Origin of the sequence: Actinomadura sp. NPDC049753, from assembly GCF_040674655.1 — a bacterium.
Classification (GTDB): domain Bacteria; phylum Actinomycetota; class Actinomycetes; order Streptosporangiales; family Streptosporangiaceae; genus Spirillospora; species Spirillospora verrucosospora.
This window is the reverse complement of the sequence record NZ_JBFARL010000038.1, coordinates 32,034-50,210: the sequence shown is the minus strand read 5'-3', so window position 1 is coordinate 50,210 and position 18,177 is coordinate 32,034. Positions and strand designations below refer to the sequence as shown.

Genomic DNA, 18,177 nt, shown 5'->3' with positions numbered 1-18,177 from the left:
GCCGCGCGGCCCCCTGGCCAGGCGCGCGGGGGCCGCGCCGGCCGCCGTGGAGCGGCTCGCGACCGGCGACACGGCCGTCCCGCCCGCCGACGTCCCCGCCGGCGGCGCCCCGTTCGAGCAGGTGACCGGGCGGCCATTGGGGACGCTGGACGAGGCGTCCATCCGCGCCGCGATGGCCGACCCCTGGTGGGACGCTGCCCACAGCGCCGCGATCGCCGCCGCGAGCGCCCCGGCCGACGTGTCCGCCGTGTCCGACGACGTGCCGCGGACGCTCGCCTCCGCCGGCGGCGACATGGTGCAGGGCCGGTTCTTCGCCGCGACGAACGACGGCCACCTGTTCGAGCGGCGGCTGATCGAGGGCGGCTGGCTCTGGTACGACCACGGCCTGCCGCCCAGCGGCCAGAAAGTGGTGTCCCCCGGAGCCGCGCTGGACTACGGCGGGCCGGTCCGCGTGCTGGTCCGCACGGCCGACGGGCGGCTTTGGGAGCGGCGCTGGGACCGGGTGCCGGGTGCCTGGGCGTGGGAGGACCGGGGGTACCCGCCGAACGGCGTCCGGAGCGATCCGCTCGCCCACGGCACCGGCGTCTACGTGATCGGCGGCGACGGCGGCCTGCACGCCTGCGACTTCGATCCCGCGACCGCCGCATGGACGTGGCGGGCGCTCGGCAGGCCGTCCACGATCAGCCCCAAGGAGGTGGCCGTCGGCCCGCTCGCGACCCGGGGCCGCGGATTCGTCTACGTCAGGACCAACCTCGGCGGGCTCCACGCGTGCGTCCGGCAGGGGACCGGCGCCGCGCTGTGGACCAACCTCAACGTCGGGGACGGCACCGTGCCGCTCATCAACGGCAACCTCTCGGCCGCCTATCCCGACTACGACGGCTTCAGGGGCATGGCGTACGCCTCCGTCGACGGGAACCTGATCATCACCCGCGGCGACCTCCGCCCCATCGCGAACGCGTGGCGCCCCTACGACGGCACGTCCGTGGTGGCCGTGGCGCGGCAGAGCGGCAAGGACTTCTCGGGCCGCCCCACGATCGGCGTGCTCGTCGCCTCCGACGCCGATCCGAACGACCTCTCGCTCTGCCGGATCGACTCCGTCGCCGACCAGTGGAACTGGAGCGGCACGCGCCTGCGCCCGCCGTCCGGCGGGCTCGCGCTCCGGCAGCCGGGCCCGGTCGTCCTGCGCCCCGGCCGCGACAGCGAGCTGTTCGCCGTCGCCGCCGACGGGCGGCTGCTGTCGGTCGACCACAACGGCCAGTGGAGCGACCACGGCGCCCCCCGGGACCTGCGAGGCGCCGGCGCGCCCACCGACGTCCCGCCTCAGGAGAACCGGTGGGCGGCCCGCGTCGGCCTGTTCTCGTCCCTGATCGTGGCGGACTTCTCCCGCGAGGGCGGCGCCGGGCGCGTCCGGCACCGGGTCGCGCACGGCTTCGACGCGGAGGGACGGCTCGGCGGGTTCTCCGCCGCCCGCACCGGCCCCGACCTCGGCGGCATCGACGTGGAGGTGATGGCGGTCGCGGTGGGACGGATCACCGCGTCCGGCGCGCAGGCCATGGTGGTGCTGGGCAACGTGCTCGGCAACGTCGTCTACCAGGTCGGCTTCGACCTCGACGCCGAGGGCGTGCCCGCCCGCTGGGGCGCGCCGCGCCCCGTGCACGACCCGGTCGGCGCGTCCATCCGGGGCGCCGACATCGCGCTCGCCGACCTGGACGGCGACGGCCGGGCCGAGCTGGTCTTCGTCTACACCTCCGGCGACAGGATCTGCTACCGGATCGGCTGGCGGATCTCCGACGACGGCGCCGTCACCGGCGGCTGGGGCGACACGGTGACGCTGCCCTACACGGTCGGCGGGCTCGGCGACGTGGCGGTCGACGTCGCCGACCTCGGCCGGGACCTGCGGCCCGACCTGGTCGTGCTGTGGACCGGCGGGAACGAGTGGGGCCGCACCGTCGCCCGGTACGGCATCGGCCGGACGGTGAACCGCCGCGGCGTCGTCCTCGACGGCTGGAGCGCGCCCGTCCCCGTCCCCGAGGACCGGGAGGCCGGCTGGGACCACGGCGCCGGGATCGTCGTCGCCGACTTCAGCGGCACGCGCCGGCCCGACCTGCTGGTCTACCGGGTGGGGAGCACCGCGGACGGCAACGACGCCGCCTACCGCATCGGGTTCGACCTCGACCCGGACGGGTTCGCGACCGGCTGGAGCGAGTCGCGTCCCGTCGACCGGCTGCCCGGCGCGTCCGTCCGGGGCGGCGGCGTCGCGCTCGCCGACCTGCGGCCGAGCCTCGTCGCCGACCGCGCCGCCATGGGCGACGACTTCATGAAGGCGGCGCTGCGGCACCAGCAGTACCTGGCCCCGGCGCAGGCCCTGGCGCAGGACGCGCGCGGGGAGGCCGTCCCGGTGGACGCCACGGCGACGGCGGTCCGCGACCAGCTCAGGCCCGAGGACACGGTGCCGCCCAAAGTCCTGGACGGCCTGAAGCTCGGCGACGGGCCGCTCGCCTCGGCGATCCCCGACACCGGCGACCCGCTGCGGCGGCTGCTCGCGGGCGTCGCGTTCAACGTGCCCGCCTACGAGCTGCTGCGCGGCCTGTCGCAGGAGAACGTCGTCCCCGGCCTGCCGGAGGTCGCGCCGGAGACGCTGACCGCGCTGGCCGCGAACCCGCGCTTCATCGAGGCGTTCATGGTGGGCCTGAACCACGAGACGAGCCGGGAGATGCTGTGGCGGGAGTTCCCCGCCGACCCGCGCAACACCTGGTTCCGGCAGTTCTGGGACGTGCGGAACGCGGTCTCGGCCGGCGCCCCGCTGACCGACATCCCGCCGTTCACCGACCCCGCGTGGGGCGCCGGGCCGCTCGGCGCCCACCTCACCGCCGTGGGCGGGCCGGACGAGCAGTCGCTGATCCTCGTCGTCCGCGGCGAGGTGCTGCGCCGCTACCCCGCCACCGCCGTCACGATGCGCGCGGCGGCGTGGACGGCCGCCGGGCGGCGCGACGTCACCGGCCCGGACATCCCGCCGATCTTCCACGCCCGGCTGGACCCCGACCTGCTGCTGTTCGGCTTCCCGCTGACCGCCGGGCGGGCCCGGGGCGACGCCGACCCGGCCGCCGGGAGGCCGGGGTACTTCTTCCTGCTGCGCGAGCAGCCCACCGCGCCCCGCTTCGGCGTGGACGACCCGCCCGAGGACTGGGTGCCGGGCACGCCCTGGTCGGGCGCCCACTGGGACGACCTGCACTGGGGCCACCTCCCGGCGGACGCGCGGTTCCTGTCGCCGGGCGCGGGCGGGTTCGGCGGCGAGCCGCTGGACGGCGCGGTCTTCGGCCGCAACGCCGCCGACATGGCCCGCGTCGTCCTCCAGCGGCCCGCGCTCGTCGCCCGGCACGCGAGCGACCTGCTGCCACTCGACCCGCAGCCGGACGCCCTCGCCGGAACCGCCGGAACTCTGCGAGCCCTTGGAGCCCTCCGATGACCCGACCGCTGACCGAGCGGGCCACGGCCGCGGCATGGACGCTGTCCACCCGGTACCCCGTGACGCTGCTGCCCGTCCGCCTGGAGACGAGGTTCGACGGCACCCGGCTGCTCGTCCGCGTCTACCCCGACCAGATCCACGTCGACTCGCACGAGGCGGAGCTGACCGCGGCGGAGCGGCGGGAAGGCCGCCGTTACTGGGAGCGGATCGGCGAGCCGGACGCCTGGGAGGAGCTCGTCCGGTACCACGGCGCGCCCCGCGCCACCTGGATCGCCCGGGTGATGCAGCCGGACACCACCGGAAAGTTCCCCGGCCCCCTCGAACGCACCGGCACCTGGACGCGGGCGCCGCGCGCCCGGGCGCTGCCCACCCGCTGGCGCTTCTTCGCCCGCTTCGCCGGGGGGCGGGCCATCGAGGCGGACTTCCCCAACGAGGTACGGCCCGACCTGGCGGTCGGCCCGTCGCCCGTCAGGACCGGCGACGACGCCGCCCGCCCCCTCACCGACGAGGACCCCCCGGTCGACGAGGGCATGCGCTGGCTCGTCGACTTCCAGGCCGCGGTGGACGCCGGGATGGCGGCCGTCGTCGAGGGCGTCACCGAGCACGTCGCGTTCCTCGCCGTGTACGGCGTGGACGAACGCGCCACCCCCGCGCGGGGCGCCACGATCCTGTCGGAGCTGCTGGAGGCGCAGGCCGCGACGGTCGGGCTCGGGTTCGTCCCGCCCGGCACCCCGACCAACAACACCGAGACCGTGTCCAGCGGCTACGCGCCCCGGTCGCGCGAGGCGGCGCTCTCGTCGCGGGTGACCGGGGCCCCCGCGACGGCGGCGCCCCCGGAGACCGCGGCGGCACTGCTCGCGGACACGCTGGGCCTCCCGCTCGCCCACCGGGACGGCGACGTCCTGGAGCGGACACGGCGCGGACCCGTCCCGTCCGGGGCGGCCACCGCGCTCGGCCGCGCCCCGAACGGCGCCGACGACCTGCGCCGTCCCGGGGCGGCGGTGCGGCGGCTGCTCTGGCCGGTCGGGCTCGACTACCTCGTCCGCCACCTGACGGACGGCGCTGAGGCGGGCTGGACCGCCGACCTGCCCGCCGTCCGCTCGCACTTCGTCTCCCACGTCCACCCCGACGGGCCGCTGCCCGCGCTGCGCGTCGGCGCCCAGGTCTACGGGGTGCTGCCGGTCGCCTCGATGGCCCGGTGGAAGTCCGGCGGCGCGGGGGAGGCCAGGGCGGTCGACCTGCTCGTCCGGCTGATGAACCGGGTGTGGTCGCGGTCGCCGGTGCCGCGGATCCGCCCCGGCCTCGACGACCCCGACGGCGTCATGCTCGACATCCTCGCCACCGACGCGCTCCCGCGCGAGATGCGGGTGCGCGGCATGCTCGGCAACGAGTACGTCGCCTGGCTGTGGCGGTTCGCCCGCCTGGAGCTCGGCGGCGGCTGGCGCGAGCAGGTCGCCGGGCCGACCCGGCGGCTGCTCGCCGACCTCAGGCTCGCGACCGGCGACGACCCGCGGCTGGCCCTGGCGGTCTTCGCCGACAAGTCGATCCGGCTGGGCACGCCGGTGGCGGGCGCCGACGCGGCGGCGATCCGGGCGTACCTCTCGGAACTGGCCGCGCCGGGGCTGCGCGCCGACGAGGTCCCCGTGCCGTCCGGGCCGGCGCCGCTCTTCCAGCGGCTGCTGCGAGCGGCGCTGCTGGGCGAGCACTCCAACGCGGCCGGGCTGATCGAGGGCGTCGGGCAGGTCCCCGACCCTGAGCTGGTGGACATCTTCCCCCGCGAGGTCACCTCGACGCTGGCGCGGCGCCTCGCGCGGCCGCTGCCGCTGCCCGGCGGCGGCACCGACCCGGCCCTGACGGTCGGCGACTACCTCGCCGCCGCGCAGCGGCCCGGCGACGAGCGGCACGCGGCCGTCACCGCCGGGATCAAGGAGTTCCGCGACGCGCTGGACCGGCTGGTGGACCTCGACGTCGCCCCGGAGCGCCTGGAGCGCGAGGTGGCGGGGACGCTGGCCCTGACCGCGCACCGGCTGGACGCCTGGATCACCTCGTTCCCGGCGCGCCGGCTGGAACGGCTCGTCCAGGAGCGTCCCGCCGGAGACGCCGCCGGGACGCACATCGGCGGCTACGGCTGGGTCTGCGACCTGGTGCCGCCCTCCGTGGCCCGAGAGGAGGTCCCGCTGCCCGACGGCGTCCCGGAGGGGCCGCTCCACCCGGCCCCGGACGGTGCCGGGCACGTGCACGCGCCGACGCTCGGCCAGGCGGTCACCGCGGCGGTGCTGCGCAGCGGCTGGCGCTCCCACGGCGGCGCGGACGCGCGGCCCGACGATGATCCCGCCGGGCGCGACGGGCCGGGGAACCCGCTGGCCGTCGACCTGACCTCGCGGCGGGTGCGGCTGGCCGAGCAGCTCGTCTCCGGCGTCCGCGCCGGGCAGCCCCTCGGCCTGCTCCTCGGCTACCGGTTCGAACGCGGCCTGCACGAGCACCCGGACGGGCCCCTCGACCAGCATCTGCCGCTGTTCCGGGCCGCCGCGCCCGTCCGCGCGCACACCGTCACGCCGGAGGGGACCGCGGAACCGGCCGTCGAGTCGACCGCGGTGACCGACGGGCTGGAGCTTCACCGGCTGTACCGCGCGGGCGACCTGGAGCAGGATCTCGCGTCGCTCCCGCCCGGCGACCGGACGGCGGTCGAGGACGTCCTCGACGACGTCGCGGACGCCGTCGACGCGGTCGGGGACGCGCTGCTCGCCGAGGGCGTCCACCAGATCGCCCAGGGCAACGCCACGCGGGCCGCCGCCGCCCTCGACGCCTCCGCGCACGGCGCGAGCACCCCGCCGGAGCTCCAGTTCTGCCGCACGGCCGACAGCGGCGCGGCGGTCACCCACCGGGTGCTCCTGCTGTTCAACCACGACGCCCGGTTCGACAGGCTGCGCTGGGGCGCCGCCGTCGGCGAGCAGCCGCGGGTCGTCGCCGCGGCCCCCGCCGACGTCCTCGCCACCGCGCTGCTGCCGCCGAACTGGCGGGTGAAGTGGCGCAACACCTGGCGCTCGCCGGACGGGACGCGCACCGTCGTCCAGCCGCCGCTGAGCCTCGACTACCTGCAGATCCCCGCCATCGACCACGTCGCCGCCCCGGTCCGGGGCGCCGCCCCGGACGCCGGCGCCGAACTGGAGCGGCGGATCGAGGCGGCCGCCTGGCCGCGCCGGGACGCCTCCAAGATCGGCGAGGACTGGGCGCTGGAGCCGGGCTTCGAGCGCGACCCCGCCTGGTCGTACGACCAGGTGTCGCTCGCCGAGTTCCTGGAGGCGGCCTCGGCGGTGCGGCGGCTGCTCACCCAGTCGCGGCAGGTGGAGGCCGCCGACCTCGACGGGCCCGGGTCCGCCGCCGAGAGCGGGTTCGACCAGGGGACGCGCAACCGCGCCGACTTCGCCTGGCAGCTCGCCGGCACGGCCATCGCCGGCCTCGCCGGGGCGACCGCCGCGGCGGTGCGCCCGGCCCTGCGGACCGCCGCCGGGTTCGGCGTGCTCGGCGCGGTGGCCCCGCCGCCGAGGTCCGGCACCGAGCAGCAGGTGCTGGAGCAGGCCGCGTCGGCGCGGGCCGAGCTCCGGCAGCGCCGGCTGGCGCACTGCCGTCTGGTCGCCGAGTTCCGGGGGCGCCCGCTGACCTGCACCGCCGAGGCGTGCGGCTGCGCCATGGCCGACTTCGACGTCCCGGCGGCCGCCCCGGCCCGGCGCCGCGAGTTCCAGACCGCCCGGCTCCGGACGCTGTTCGGCCAGGACCTGCCCGTCCTGCAGTCCCTCACCCTGCCCGCCCCGGCCCCGCTCGCCGCCGCGCTCGCGGCCGGGAACGAGCTGGAGGGCGGTTCGGCGCACGACGTCCGGCGCTGGCTGGCCAAGTACGCCCGGGTGCGGCCGAAGCTGGCGAACCTCCAGAAGGTCCTCACCTACACCGAGGCGCTGACCGGCGCCGGCGCGGCCACCGTCCCCGCCACGCCGCGCGCCGTCCAGCTCCCCGGGAAGGCGGGCGAGCGGTGGGCCGGGGAGAGCACCCCGGACGGCGACGTCGTGTCCATGGCGGTGATCACGATCGGGGACCTCGACCTCGCCCGGCCCGTCTCCGGCCTCGTCGTGGACGAGTGGACCGAGGTCGTCCCGGCCGCCCGGCAGACGACCGGGCTGGCCTTCGAGCACGACGCGCCCGGCGCCGCCGCGCCGCAGGCCGTGCTGGTCGCCGTGCCCGCCGACGACGCGCCCACCTGGGACCCCGACGCCGTCCTCCAGGCGCTGAACTGGGCCTTCATCCTGACCACGACCCGCGCCGCCGACCTCGACTCGCTCGGCGACATCGGGCAGATCCTGCCCGCCGCCTACTTCCCGGTGAACATGGCCGAGCCGGGCACCTCGACCGACTTCGTCCCGGACGCCGCGGCCCCGGACGGCCCCGCCGCCGCGCCGGCCACCACGGAGGGAACGCGATGACCGTCTCCGACACCCGGGCCGCCGCGGAGCCCGCCGAGCCCGAGCACGTCCCGTCCATCACCACCTGGAGCCGGCTGGAACCGCGCACCCGCGCGGAGGACCTCAGCCCGGCGCTGGAGGCCCGCACCGCCGACCCGCTCTGGCTCCTCGCCCGGCAGTGGCAGCTCGGGGAGTTCCAGGGCGAGGACGCGGGGACCCCGGTGCTGGCCAGGCTCGACGTCGAGTCCGCCCGGTTCGCCGAGGTCCGGTACGGGCCCTCGGGAGGGCCGGCGGCGCCGCTGCCCGCCGGCCGCCCGCTGGAGTCGGCCGTCGAGGCCGAGGACGCCGCCGGGGCCCACGACCTGCGCTGGGCCGCCGAGACCGGGCAGGAGCTGCTCCGCTTCCTCGCCGAGCACGGCGCCGGCGCTCTGCGAGCGGCCGTCGTCGCGCGGTACCCCATCCCGAGCCCGCCGCCCGCCGGTCCGTCCGAAGCCGACGAGGCGACGGCAGGCTACCTGCGGATCATGGCGGGACGCGCGCCCCACGGCACCAACGTGCTGCGCGACCACGCCGGGGGCCGGTTCCCGGGGACGGTGCCGGTCCCGCCCGAGCTGTCGGCGGCGGTCGCCGCCGCCGTCGCGGACTGGCTGGCCTGGCTCCAGGCGGGGGAGGGTCCCGCGCCCGACGGGTTCCTTCCGCTGGTCGACACGCCGGGCGCCGGCGCCCGCGCCTGGCAGCGCGAACGGCTGGAGTACGCCTTCGCGGCCGCCGCCTCCGACTCCGTCGGCGAGACGGTGCTGACCGCGCCCGAGTACGACGGCGACCGGCTCGACTGGTACCAGCTCGACCACGACCCGGACGCCGCGCTCGGCGCCGCGTCCGACTCAGAGCGCCGCACCCTCGTCGTCGTCCCGACCGTGGCCGCCTACCCCGGCATGCCCGCGACGCGGTTCTGGCAGATGGAGGACGCCGACGTCAACCTCGGCCGGATCGGAGCGGGCACCACCGACCTCGCCCGCATGGTCCTGCTGGAGTACGCGACCGTGTACGCCAACGACCACTTCGTCGTCCCGGTGGAGGTGCCGAGCGGATCGGTCACCCGCGTCCGCTCGCTCGTGGTGACCGACAGCTTCGGCGTCCGCACCCTCGTGCCCCCGGCGGCCTACGGCGCCGCCGCCGGGCGCGGCTGGGGGCTGTTCCGGCCCGCGTCCGCGCGCGGCGGGCCGCCGACGCCCCTGCTCGTCCTGCCGCCCACCACGTTCTCGACGCAGAGTTCGGCGCCCGTCGAGGAGGTCCGGTTCCTGCGCGACGAGACCGCCAACCTCGCCTGGGCGGTCGAGCGGACCGTCACCGGCGCCACCGGCGAGCCGATCGACCGGGACGGCCAGGTCCCGCGCGCCGGTGTCCCGCCGCGCGCCGAGGTCCCCGGCCTTCCCGAGCTCACCTACACCTTCGCCACCACCGTGCCGGAGAACTGGGTGCCGCTCGTCCCCGCCCCGGCCGACGGGCGGCCGGACAGCGTCCGGCTGCGCCGCGTCCCCCTCCAGCAGCCCACCAGGGACGGGACGCCGGTGCCGGTGATCGGGCACAGCCGGGTCCTCGACTGGACGATGGAGAATGACACCGGACGGGTGGCGAGACTGGAGATCCCCGAGGAGGAGGTCGGCCGCGCCGGGGCCCGCGTCGTGCGGGAATGGCGTCTCGCGCGCTGGACCGACGGCTCGGTGCACCTGTGGCTGGCCCGCGCCAAGCGCACCGGAGGCGGCACCGCCTCCAGCGGCCTGCGCTACGACGCCGTCGGCCCGCGCTGACCCGCCCCGCGCGCGTCACTCGGAACTCGAGAACGCGGGACCGGACAGCACCCGGGCGGCGAGCTCGGTGCGGCTGCGGACGCTCATCTTGGCGAAGACGCGCTTCAGGTGCGTCTCCACCGTGTACCGGGAGATGAACTCCCGCTCGGCGATCTGCGGGTTGGTGAGGCCCTCGGCGATGAGCGCGGCGATCTTCCGCTCCGTCGGGGTCAGCGCCTGCCAGCCGTGCGCGGGGCGGTCCGGGCGCCGCCGCCGCGCCCCCGGCCGCACGCCGAGTCCGCGGAGCGCGGCGGTGGCGCGGGCCGCGTCCCGCCGTGCGCCCAGCGGTTCGTAGCGTTCCAACGCCTCGGCGAGCATCCGCCGCGCGTCCGCCGTCCGGCCGTCGCGGGCCAGCGCCACCGCGGCGCTCTCGGCGGCCAGCCCGTGCTCGAAGCCGCGGGACCCGCCCCGGTACGCCTCGACCGACGCCACCAGCGCACCGGTGTCCCCGCGGGCCAGGCCGGCGCAGTGCAGGCCGAGGCCCTCGGCGGTGGGGGTGCCTGCGCGCCCGGCGTACGCCGCGGCCTCCTCGGCGACCGCCGCGGCCGACCCCGCGTCTCCGGCCGCCACCGCGAGCCGCACCGCGTCCACGGCGGGCAGCCGGTTGCCGAGCATCCGGCAGCCGTCCAGCGCCCGCCACGCCCGCATCGCCGTCCGCGCCGCCGCGTCCCCCTCGCCTCCGGCCTCCAGCAGCAGGGCCTCGATCCACAGTGCCCAGCCCCGGCCGGTCGCGAACTCCGGGGCGTCCGGCCCGTCCAGCACCCGCCTGGTCTCCGCCGCCATCCGCCCGGCCGTCCGGAGGTCGTCCCGGGCCAGCGCGATCCGCCCGATCACGGTTTCGGCGAAGAACAGCCAGCGGGTGCCGATCTCCTCGTCCAGGACGAGCCCGGACTCCGCCTGCGAGAGGGCCGACTCCCAGTCGCCGAAATGGAAGCCGCCGAGCGCCCGCACGCCGGGGAAGTACGGCCGGAACGTCAGCGCGCCGACCTCCTCCACCAGCGCGTGGCCGCCCTGCAGCACGCGCTCCGCTTCGGCGGGCCGGTCGGCGTCCAGCAGCACGAACCCGACCGGGACGTGCGGGAAGAGGAACGCCCCCGGCGCGGGACGCGAGTGACCGACGGCCGCGAGCCCCCGCTCGCCCAGCTCCAGCGCGTCCCGCAGGTCGCCCGCCGCGGCCAGGGCGAGGCTCAGCGTGGTCAGCGCGGCGCCGAGCGCCTGCTCGTACTCGCGGCCCCGGGCCCCCGCCCGGACGTCCTCCGCGCGGCGCCGCGCGGCCTCCACGTCCCCGGCGTAGATGAGCGCGTACGCGGCCCGCGCGTCGAACAGCGCCCGCAGCGGACCCGCGGGCAGCAGCCCGGCGATGGACTCGAAGGCGCGCGCGGCCTCCGCCCAGCGGCCCTGCCGCGACAGCGCGCGGGCCCGGCCGCTGCGCAGCCTGATCTCGTCCTCCGGGGCGAGGCGCCCGTCCGGGATCGCCGACGCGACCTCGCGCGCCTCCGCGAACCGGCCTTCGAGGGCCAGCAGCGGCACCAGGTCGGCGCGGACCGCGGCGGCGCGCGCCTCGTCCCCGCCCGCCAGCTCCAGGCCCCGCTCCAGGTGCCGGACCGCCATCCCCACCGAGTAGGCGGAGACCTCCTCGGCGGCCTTGCGCAGCCAGGCGACGGCCTGGGGGTCGCCCGGCTCGGCGCCCTCCGCCAGATGCGCGGCGACCTGGGCGGTGGGACCGCCCGCCGCGGCGAGCGCCTGCCCGGCCTCGTGGTGCAGCCTGCGCCGGATCGCCGACGGCAGGCTCTCGTACAGCGCCTCCCGCATCATCGGATGGCGGAACGCGAGCGCGTCCCCGCGCTCCCCGATCAGCCCGTGCGCCACGGCGTCGTTGAGCTGCGGCAGCAGCCCCGCCAGGGGCCTGCCCAGCACGGCGGCCAGCTCGCCCGGCGCGAACGACGCCCCGAGCACCGACGCCACCTGCAGCAGCTCCGCCGTCGCCCTCGGCAGGTGCCCGAAACGCCGCACGAGGATCTCCCGCAGCCCCGGCGGCAGCGGCCCGTCGGCGACGTCCGCGACACCGTCCTCCACCGTCACGGACGCCTCGTGCTGGAGGGCGCGCAGGAGCTGGACGGCGAACAGGGGGTTGCCGCCCGCGGCGGCCAGCCGCCGCCGCAGCGCCGCCGACGGCCGCGCCCCGAGCACCCGTTCGCCCAGCGCCCCGACCGCCTCCTCGCCGAGGCCGTCCAGCCTGAGGACGTCCGCGCCCCGCGACGTCACCCGGTCCAGCAGGGCCGCCAGCTCCGGGCTCCGGGGGTACCCCCGGAAGGTGCCGACGAGCAGCAGCGGCAGCGCGCCGAGATGCCGCACCACGGCGTCGAACGCACGAAGCGTCTCCCGATCGGCCCAGTGCAGGTCCTCCAGGGCGAACACCACGGGCCCGCGCGCGGCGAGCCGCTCCAGCCCGCCCAGCAGCCCCTCGATCACCTGCAGGCCCCGCAGCCCCTGCTCCGCCGGCGCGCCGGCCGGCGAGAGCAGCCGCTCCTCGTCCAGCGCGGCGGCGAGCGTGCCGAACGGCCGGCTCCCGCCCATCGCGTCGGCCGTCCCCGACAGCGTCCGCGCCCCCTGCCGTCCCGCCCGGTCGAGCAGCGCCTCCAGCAGGTGCGTCTTGCCGATCCCGGGCTCACCCTCCAGAAAGACGATCTGCCGAGTGCCCCCGGCGCTGCGCCCGAGTATCTCGACCAGCCTGCCGAACTCGGCATCGCGTCCGATGAGCGAAGGCTCCTGCACAGCCACCTCTTCGCAACCCGCAATCGAACTCCAGACGGAGTGATCGTGCCCGGCTTCCCGCGCCCGCGAGCTCTCCTGGCCGATCCCGGACGGAAGGCGCGACCGGCTGTTGGCACGCCGCCCACGGGCGTTACCGCAGTGCAATGCCGCCGGACGTTTCCGCGGGCGCTCCTGAGAAAGATCTCTGCGTGTTTCGTCGCTTTCGTCCGGAGGGCGGTCGGCGGCAGGGACACGGCGCGAGGAGGACTGAATGGGCATGCGGGACGTCTGGGGCCGGATGGGCAGGCGCCGCCGGCTGCGCCGGGTCGCCAGAGAGGTCTTCGGCTGGCCGGACCTGCGCCCGGGCCAGGGCGAGGCGATGGAGCACCTGCTGCGGGGCCGCGACGTCCTGCTGGTCATGCCGACCGGCGGCGGCAAGTCGGCCGTCTACCAGGTCCCCGCCCAACTGCTTCCCGGGCCGACCGTCGTGATCTCGCCCCTGATCGCCTTGCAGCGGGACCAGATGCTCGCGCTGACCGGCCGCGACGCGGGCGGCGCCGTGATGGTGAACTCCGCCCAGTCCGACGGGGCGAGCGAGGACGCCATGGACCAGATCCGGGCGGGCCGAGCGGAGTACATCTTCCTGTCACCCGAGCAGCTGGCCAAGCCGCCGGTCGTGGAGCGGCTCGCCGCCGTCCGCCCCTCGCTGATAGCCGTCGACGAGGCGCACTGCGTCTCCACGTGGGGCCACGACTTCCGGCCGGACTACCAGCGGCTCGGCCGGGTGATCGAGCGTCTCGGCCACCCCCCGGTGATCGCGCTGACCGCGACCGCCTCGCCGCCGGTACGCGACGACATCCTCGCGACGCTCGGGCTGGGCGAGGCGCAGCAGATCGTCCGCGGTTTCGACCGTCCCAACCTGTCCCTGGAGGTGCGGCGGTTCCACGAGGAGGCGGACAAGAGGCGGGCGCTGGTCGAGGACGCCGCCGGACGAAAGGGACTGGGCCTCGTCTACGTCGCCACCCGGCGGGACGCCGAGTCGTACGGCGAGGAACTGACCGCGGCGGGCCTGCGTGCGGCTTCCTACCACGCCGGGATGAAGGCGGCGGACCGCCACCGGGTGCACGAGGCGTTCCAGGGCGACGAGCTCGACGTCGTGGTGGCCACCTCGGCGTTCGGCATGGGAATCGACAAGCCCGACGTCCGCTACGTGCTGCACTCCGCTCCGCCCGAGTCCCCGGAGTCGTACTACCAGGAGATCGGCCGCGCCGGGCGGGACGGGGAGTCCGCGGCGGCCGTCCTGTACTACCGGTCGCAGGACCTCGGCCTGCGCCGCTTCTTCGCCGCGGGCAAGCCCGACGAGGAGAAGATGCTCCAGACCGCGACGCTCCTCCAGACCCACGGTGGCACCGTCCCGGCAAGCGAGATGCGTACCACCCTGGGCGTCGGCGCATCCAAGCTCACCAGCCTGGTGAACCTGCTGGAACAGACCGGAGCCGTGGAGACGACCGGCCGGGGGAACCTGCGATACGTCCAGGAAGGACCACCGCCCGAAGAGGCCGTGGCACGTGCCGTGGAACTCGACGAGAACCGCCGCCGCGTCGACGACTCACGCATCGACATGATGCGCGCCTATGCGGAGACGACAGATTGCCGTCGCCGTTTCCTGCTGGAATACCTGGGCGAACCCCACCCGGGCTCATGCGGCCGCTGCGACGTATGCCAGAGCGGGCCGGCCGCATCGCCGGCCCCTACGTCCATACCACCGAACCGCGCCGACGATGCCCCGTTCCCCCTGCACGCCGAAGTGGAGCACGCCTCATGGGGAACCGGCACGGTGATGCGGGTGGAACCCGACCGGATCACCGTCCTCTTCGAAGAGGCCGGCTACCGCACCCTGTCCCTGGAGGCGATCGAACGCGACAACGGCCTCCTGACCCTCCGCTCCGAAAACAAGGTCGCCGCAGGCACCAAGAAATCCACCACCGGCGTCTCCTGACCCCAGCCGCACAGGACGCCGTGGGGACACCTTCCCCGGGCGCGGCGAATGTGGCGGTGTGAGGTTACGTGCGATGGTTCGTACCCAAGCGAAACGGCGCTCGGGTGGAGGGGCATGAAGCCGAGAGAGTCGGTGGCGGCGGCCGCGTTCGGCGCGTTGCTGGATCGTTCGGTGGCGCAGATCGAGGCGGTGGCCACCGATGGGCGGATGTTCGATCGGGAAGCGGTCCGCTGGGTGTCGGACGTGTGGGACAACAACACCTTCGCGCTGTTCCGCGTTGCGGTGGCCCGTACCCGGTGGAGCCGCGAGCGGCGGGCGCGGGTCGCGCTGGCCTGGATGGCCGACTTCGGAGCGGAACGCCGGGCCTGGATGGTGCAGCAGGCCGGTTCGGCCGGGCACCGGCTGGAGCCGCTGCTGCCGGCTCCGGGGCCGGAAACCGTGCCCGGCCGGGATTATCGGGGTGTGATGAGGCCGCGGCGCGTGCCGCTGACCGAAGACTCGGCGGCGGAGTTGGCCGCCGACTATGACCTGGCCGGCGCGCAGGTGCGGACCTTCCAGGTGGAGCGGGCCGGTGACAGGTTGGTCGGATTCGTGGAGGCGGTGGCCGCACGCCGGTTCCCCATCGGTTCCGATGACGCCGGACCGGCTGAACTGGAGATGTGGTTGGACGATGTCACCGAGGCGCGTTTCGATGCCGGTGACAGGTCACCGGTCACCGTGTGCGCAGGGCCTGATCGGATCGTTGTCGGCCTTGGCGGCGACGGTGTCATCCGTGCGAAGAGCGGGTCGGTGTACTGCGACGACTCGTACTGGCACCTGTCGGGCGCCGGGCTGACCGCCGACCGCAGGACTCCGCCCCTTGGCGAGCGCCCTGCGTGGCCCGATCCGTTGCGGCGGCCGGAGCGGTTGGACGGTGCGGCGCTGGCGGCGGCGACGCTGCTGCGCGGGGTGATGTGGGACATCCGCACGGTGCGCTACGTCCACCGGGTCGGTGTGGTGCCGATCGCGCCGTTGTGCCGGGTGCTGGCCGGGGCAGGCACGCAGGTCTTGGCCGCTGGCCGCCGCGGCGGCGCTCGACGCCGTGAGGAGGCGTTCCGCCGGCTGGTCGAAGAGTGGCTGGACTGCGCCGGTCCTGCACTTCACCACCGGCTCTGGCCATGGTTGGGGCGGGTCGCTGACGGGCCGCACATCGGTGAGAGCACCCGGTCGTGGCTCGCGGCCCTGGCACCACAACGGCCGCGGTCTTCGAGGCCGGAGAGCGCGCCGGGCCTTGAGCCGCCTTCGGAGGCCGAACTGCGCTTGGCCTCCTACACCGCGGCGCACACCCGGCATGGCCGGGAGCGAGAGGCATCCAGCGTTCTCAACCTGGCCGTGCCGCTTCATCCCGAGGCCGCCCCGGACGAACCTTGGATGTTGCGCACGCTGAAGATCGGAGACACCGGCCGGTTCCGCCTCCACAGCTCCGCCTTCGACGGCCCCCACCACCCCCAAACGGTCATCGACCAGGACGTGGTGCACTCCTTCACCCTGCCCGACGAGGCTCTCACCGTACGCCGCGCGCGTCCTGGGCCGTCCGGAGCATGATGGCGAGCCGTCGGCGCGGCAACGGCTGGTCGGCGAAGGTCGGCTCGCGTGCCTACACGGGTACTTGCCACAGGCGGACGGTGCCGTCCTGGGTGCCGGTGGCGAGGGTTCGGCCGTCTGGGGTGAAGCACACGCTGAGGACGGCGCCGCCATGCCCGGTGAGCGCGGGGCCGAGCTGCCGGTGGCGGGTCACGTCCCACAGCCGCACGGTCCCTCCCGAGCCTCCGGCCGCGAGGATGCGGCCGTCCGGGCTGAACACCGCCGTGTGGCAGCGGCCGTCGCACTGGAACGGAGTGCCCTTCTGAAGGCTCCGGGCCACGTCCCACAGGCGGACGGTCTCACCGCCCGCCGTCGCCAGCGTCTGCCCGTCGGGGCTGAACGCCACGTCCTCGATCCAGGAGTCGTGGCCGGTCAGGTTCTCGCTGAGCCTCTTGCGGTCGTAGACCTCCCATAGTTGCGCCACACCGCGAGTGTTTCCGGTCTTGGGATCCTGCTCGGTGCCGGTCGTGCCGATGGCCAGCATCCGGCTGTCCGGCGCGAACGCCAGAGCCTGGACGTTGCCTGCGCCGGTCTCCAGGAGCGGGCCCACCTTCGCGTCGTCCAGGTCCCACAGCCGCACGGACTGGTCCGTGTTGCTGGTGGCCAGGACGCGGTCGTCCGGGCTCAGGGCCAGGGACGTCAGGGGCCCGAGATCGATGTCGAGGTCGTCCGGCTCGCCCTTGCCCGACACCGGGAAGAGGCGGAGGCGGCCGTCGTCGCCCGCGGTGTACAGGGTGCTGCCGCCGTGGCTCATCGCCAGCGCGTTGACGCCGTCGGGGTGGTCGAGGGGCGCGCGGCGCAGCTTCCCGTCCGCGACATTCCAGAGCCGTACCGTGGCGTCGTCGCTGGCGCTGGCCAGCGTCCGGCCGTCCGGGGTGAACACCAGGTCGCGCACGGACGCGGTGTGTCCGCGCAGCGATCGGCTCGGCGGCGGTGCCGTGGACCGGTGTGCCGCGGGGTCGCTTCGGGCAGCCGATTCCGACCACGGCGCCACCACCAGGGCCGTCACCACGAGGGCCGCCACCACCAGGGTCGTGGCCACCGCCGCGCACGCCGCCAGCACGCCGCGCGGGGTGCCGAGGACGGTGAACGGGCCGGAGCGGGGGCGGCGCGTGTAGACCAGGGTCGGCGCGGGTTCCGGGCCGGGCGTCCACCCGATCCAGGCCCGCCGCTCGTCGATCATCCGCTGCACGGCGGGCGGCCACGGCTGCGCGGCCGGGGCGACCGCGCCGACCATCGCCGCGAGCCGGGCGGGGTCCGGCCGGCCGGCCGGGTCCTTGGACAGGCACGCCGCGACGGCCGGGCGGAGCCGGTCCGGTACGCCGGACAGGTCGGGCTCGGCGTGCACGACGTTGTACAGCGCCTGCGCCGGACCGGGCCCGTCGAAGGGGCCGCGGCCGGTGCAGGCGTACACCAGCACCGCCCCCAGCGAGAAGACGTCGCCGGCCGCGGTCCCCGACCCTCCCTCGGCCTGTTCCGGCGACATGTACCCGGGCGTTCCGGCCATGACGCCGGTCGGCCCGTCGCCGTCGCTCTCGGCCGCCCGCGCGACCCCGAAGTCGATCACCTTCGGGGCGTCGGCGGCCAGCAGCACGTTGGACGGCTTGAGGTCGCGGTGCACCAGCCCGGCCCGGTGGATCTCCACGAGCGCGGCCGTGAGCCCGGCCGCCAGCCGCAGCACCGCCGGCTCCGGCAGCGGCCCGGCCGCCCGGACCGCGTCCCGCAGCGACGGCCCCGGCACGTACACCGACGCCAGCCACGGGGTCGGCGCGCCGGCGTCCGCGTCGAGCACGGCGGCCGTGTACGCGCCGGACACGCTGCGGGTGGCCGCCACCTCGGCGCGGAACCGCTCCCGGAAGCCGGGGGCGCCGGCCAGCCGGGCGTGCATGAGCTTCACCGCGACCGGCCGCCCGTCGGGCGCGGACCCCAGCAGCACCCGGCCCATCCCGCCGCGGCCGAGCTCGCCGAGCATCCGGTAGTGCCCGACCCGCTCCGGGTCGGACGCGGCGAGCGGTCGCATGGTCACCTCGC

7 protein-coding genes are annotated in these 18,177 nt (G+C 76.2%); 5 read left to right on the top strand and 2 right to left on the bottom strand.

What is annotated here, in order from left to right; genetic code table 11:
• The 3 genes from AB0K37_RS13355 to AB0K37_RS13345 form a co-directional block, all read left to right on the top strand.
• Positions 1-3,466: hypothetical protein (locus AB0K37_RS13355; RefSeq protein ID WP_363979424.1), on the top strand; the 3,466-nt coding region annotated here is incomplete at its 5' end.
• The gene (locus tag AB0K37_RS13350) at positions 3,463-7,941 is read left to right on the top strand and encodes a hypothetical protein (protein ID WP_363979421.1); all 4,479 of its coding nucleotides are present in this window, start codon (positions 3,463-3,465) and stop codon (positions 7,939-7,941) included. The genes AB0K37_RS13355 and AB0K37_RS13350, both read left to right, overlap by 4 nt.
• The gene (locus tag AB0K37_RS13345) at positions 7,938-9,731 is read left to right on the top strand and encodes a hypothetical protein (protein ID WP_363979419.1); all 1,794 of its coding nucleotides are present in this window, start codon (positions 7,938-7,940) and stop codon (positions 9,729-9,731) included. Before AB0K37_RS13350 ends, AB0K37_RS13345 begins: the two co-directional genes overlap by 4 nt.
• Before the next feature lie 15 nt (positions 9,732-9,746).
• Here the strand turns inward: AB0K37_RS13345 and AB0K37_RS13340 are convergent, their stop codons facing one another.
• Entirely contained in the window at positions 9,747-12,545 is a 2,799-nt protein-coding gene (locus AB0K37_RS13340; RefSeq protein ID WP_363979416.1) for an AAA family ATPase, read from the bottom strand.
• A gap of 250 nt (positions 12,546-12,795) precedes the next feature.
• On the opposite strand from AB0K37_RS13340, the gene AB0K37_RS13335 reads away from it, so the two are divergent.
• Positions 12,796-14,523 (top strand): ATP-dependent DNA helicase RecQ, encoded by a 1,728-nt coding sequence (locus AB0K37_RS13335; RefSeq protein ID WP_363979413.1) that lies wholly within the window; start codon positions 12,796-12,798, stop codon positions 14,521-14,523.
• Positions 14,524-14,637: 114 nt separating this feature from the next.
• Entirely contained in the window at positions 14,638-16,107 is a 1,470-nt protein-coding gene (locus AB0K37_RS13330) for a hypothetical protein (RefSeq protein WP_363979410.1), read from the top strand.
• A gap of 52 nt (positions 16,108-16,159) precedes the next feature.
• Here AB0K37_RS13330 and AB0K37_RS13325 read toward each other — a convergent pair whose 3' ends face one another.
• Positions 16,160-18,166 (bottom strand): serine/threonine-protein kinase, encoded by a 2,007-nt coding sequence (locus AB0K37_RS13325; protein ID WP_363979429.1) that lies wholly within the window; start codon positions 18,164-18,166, stop codon positions 16,160-16,162.
• Positions 18,167-18,177 lie beyond the last annotated feature (11 nt).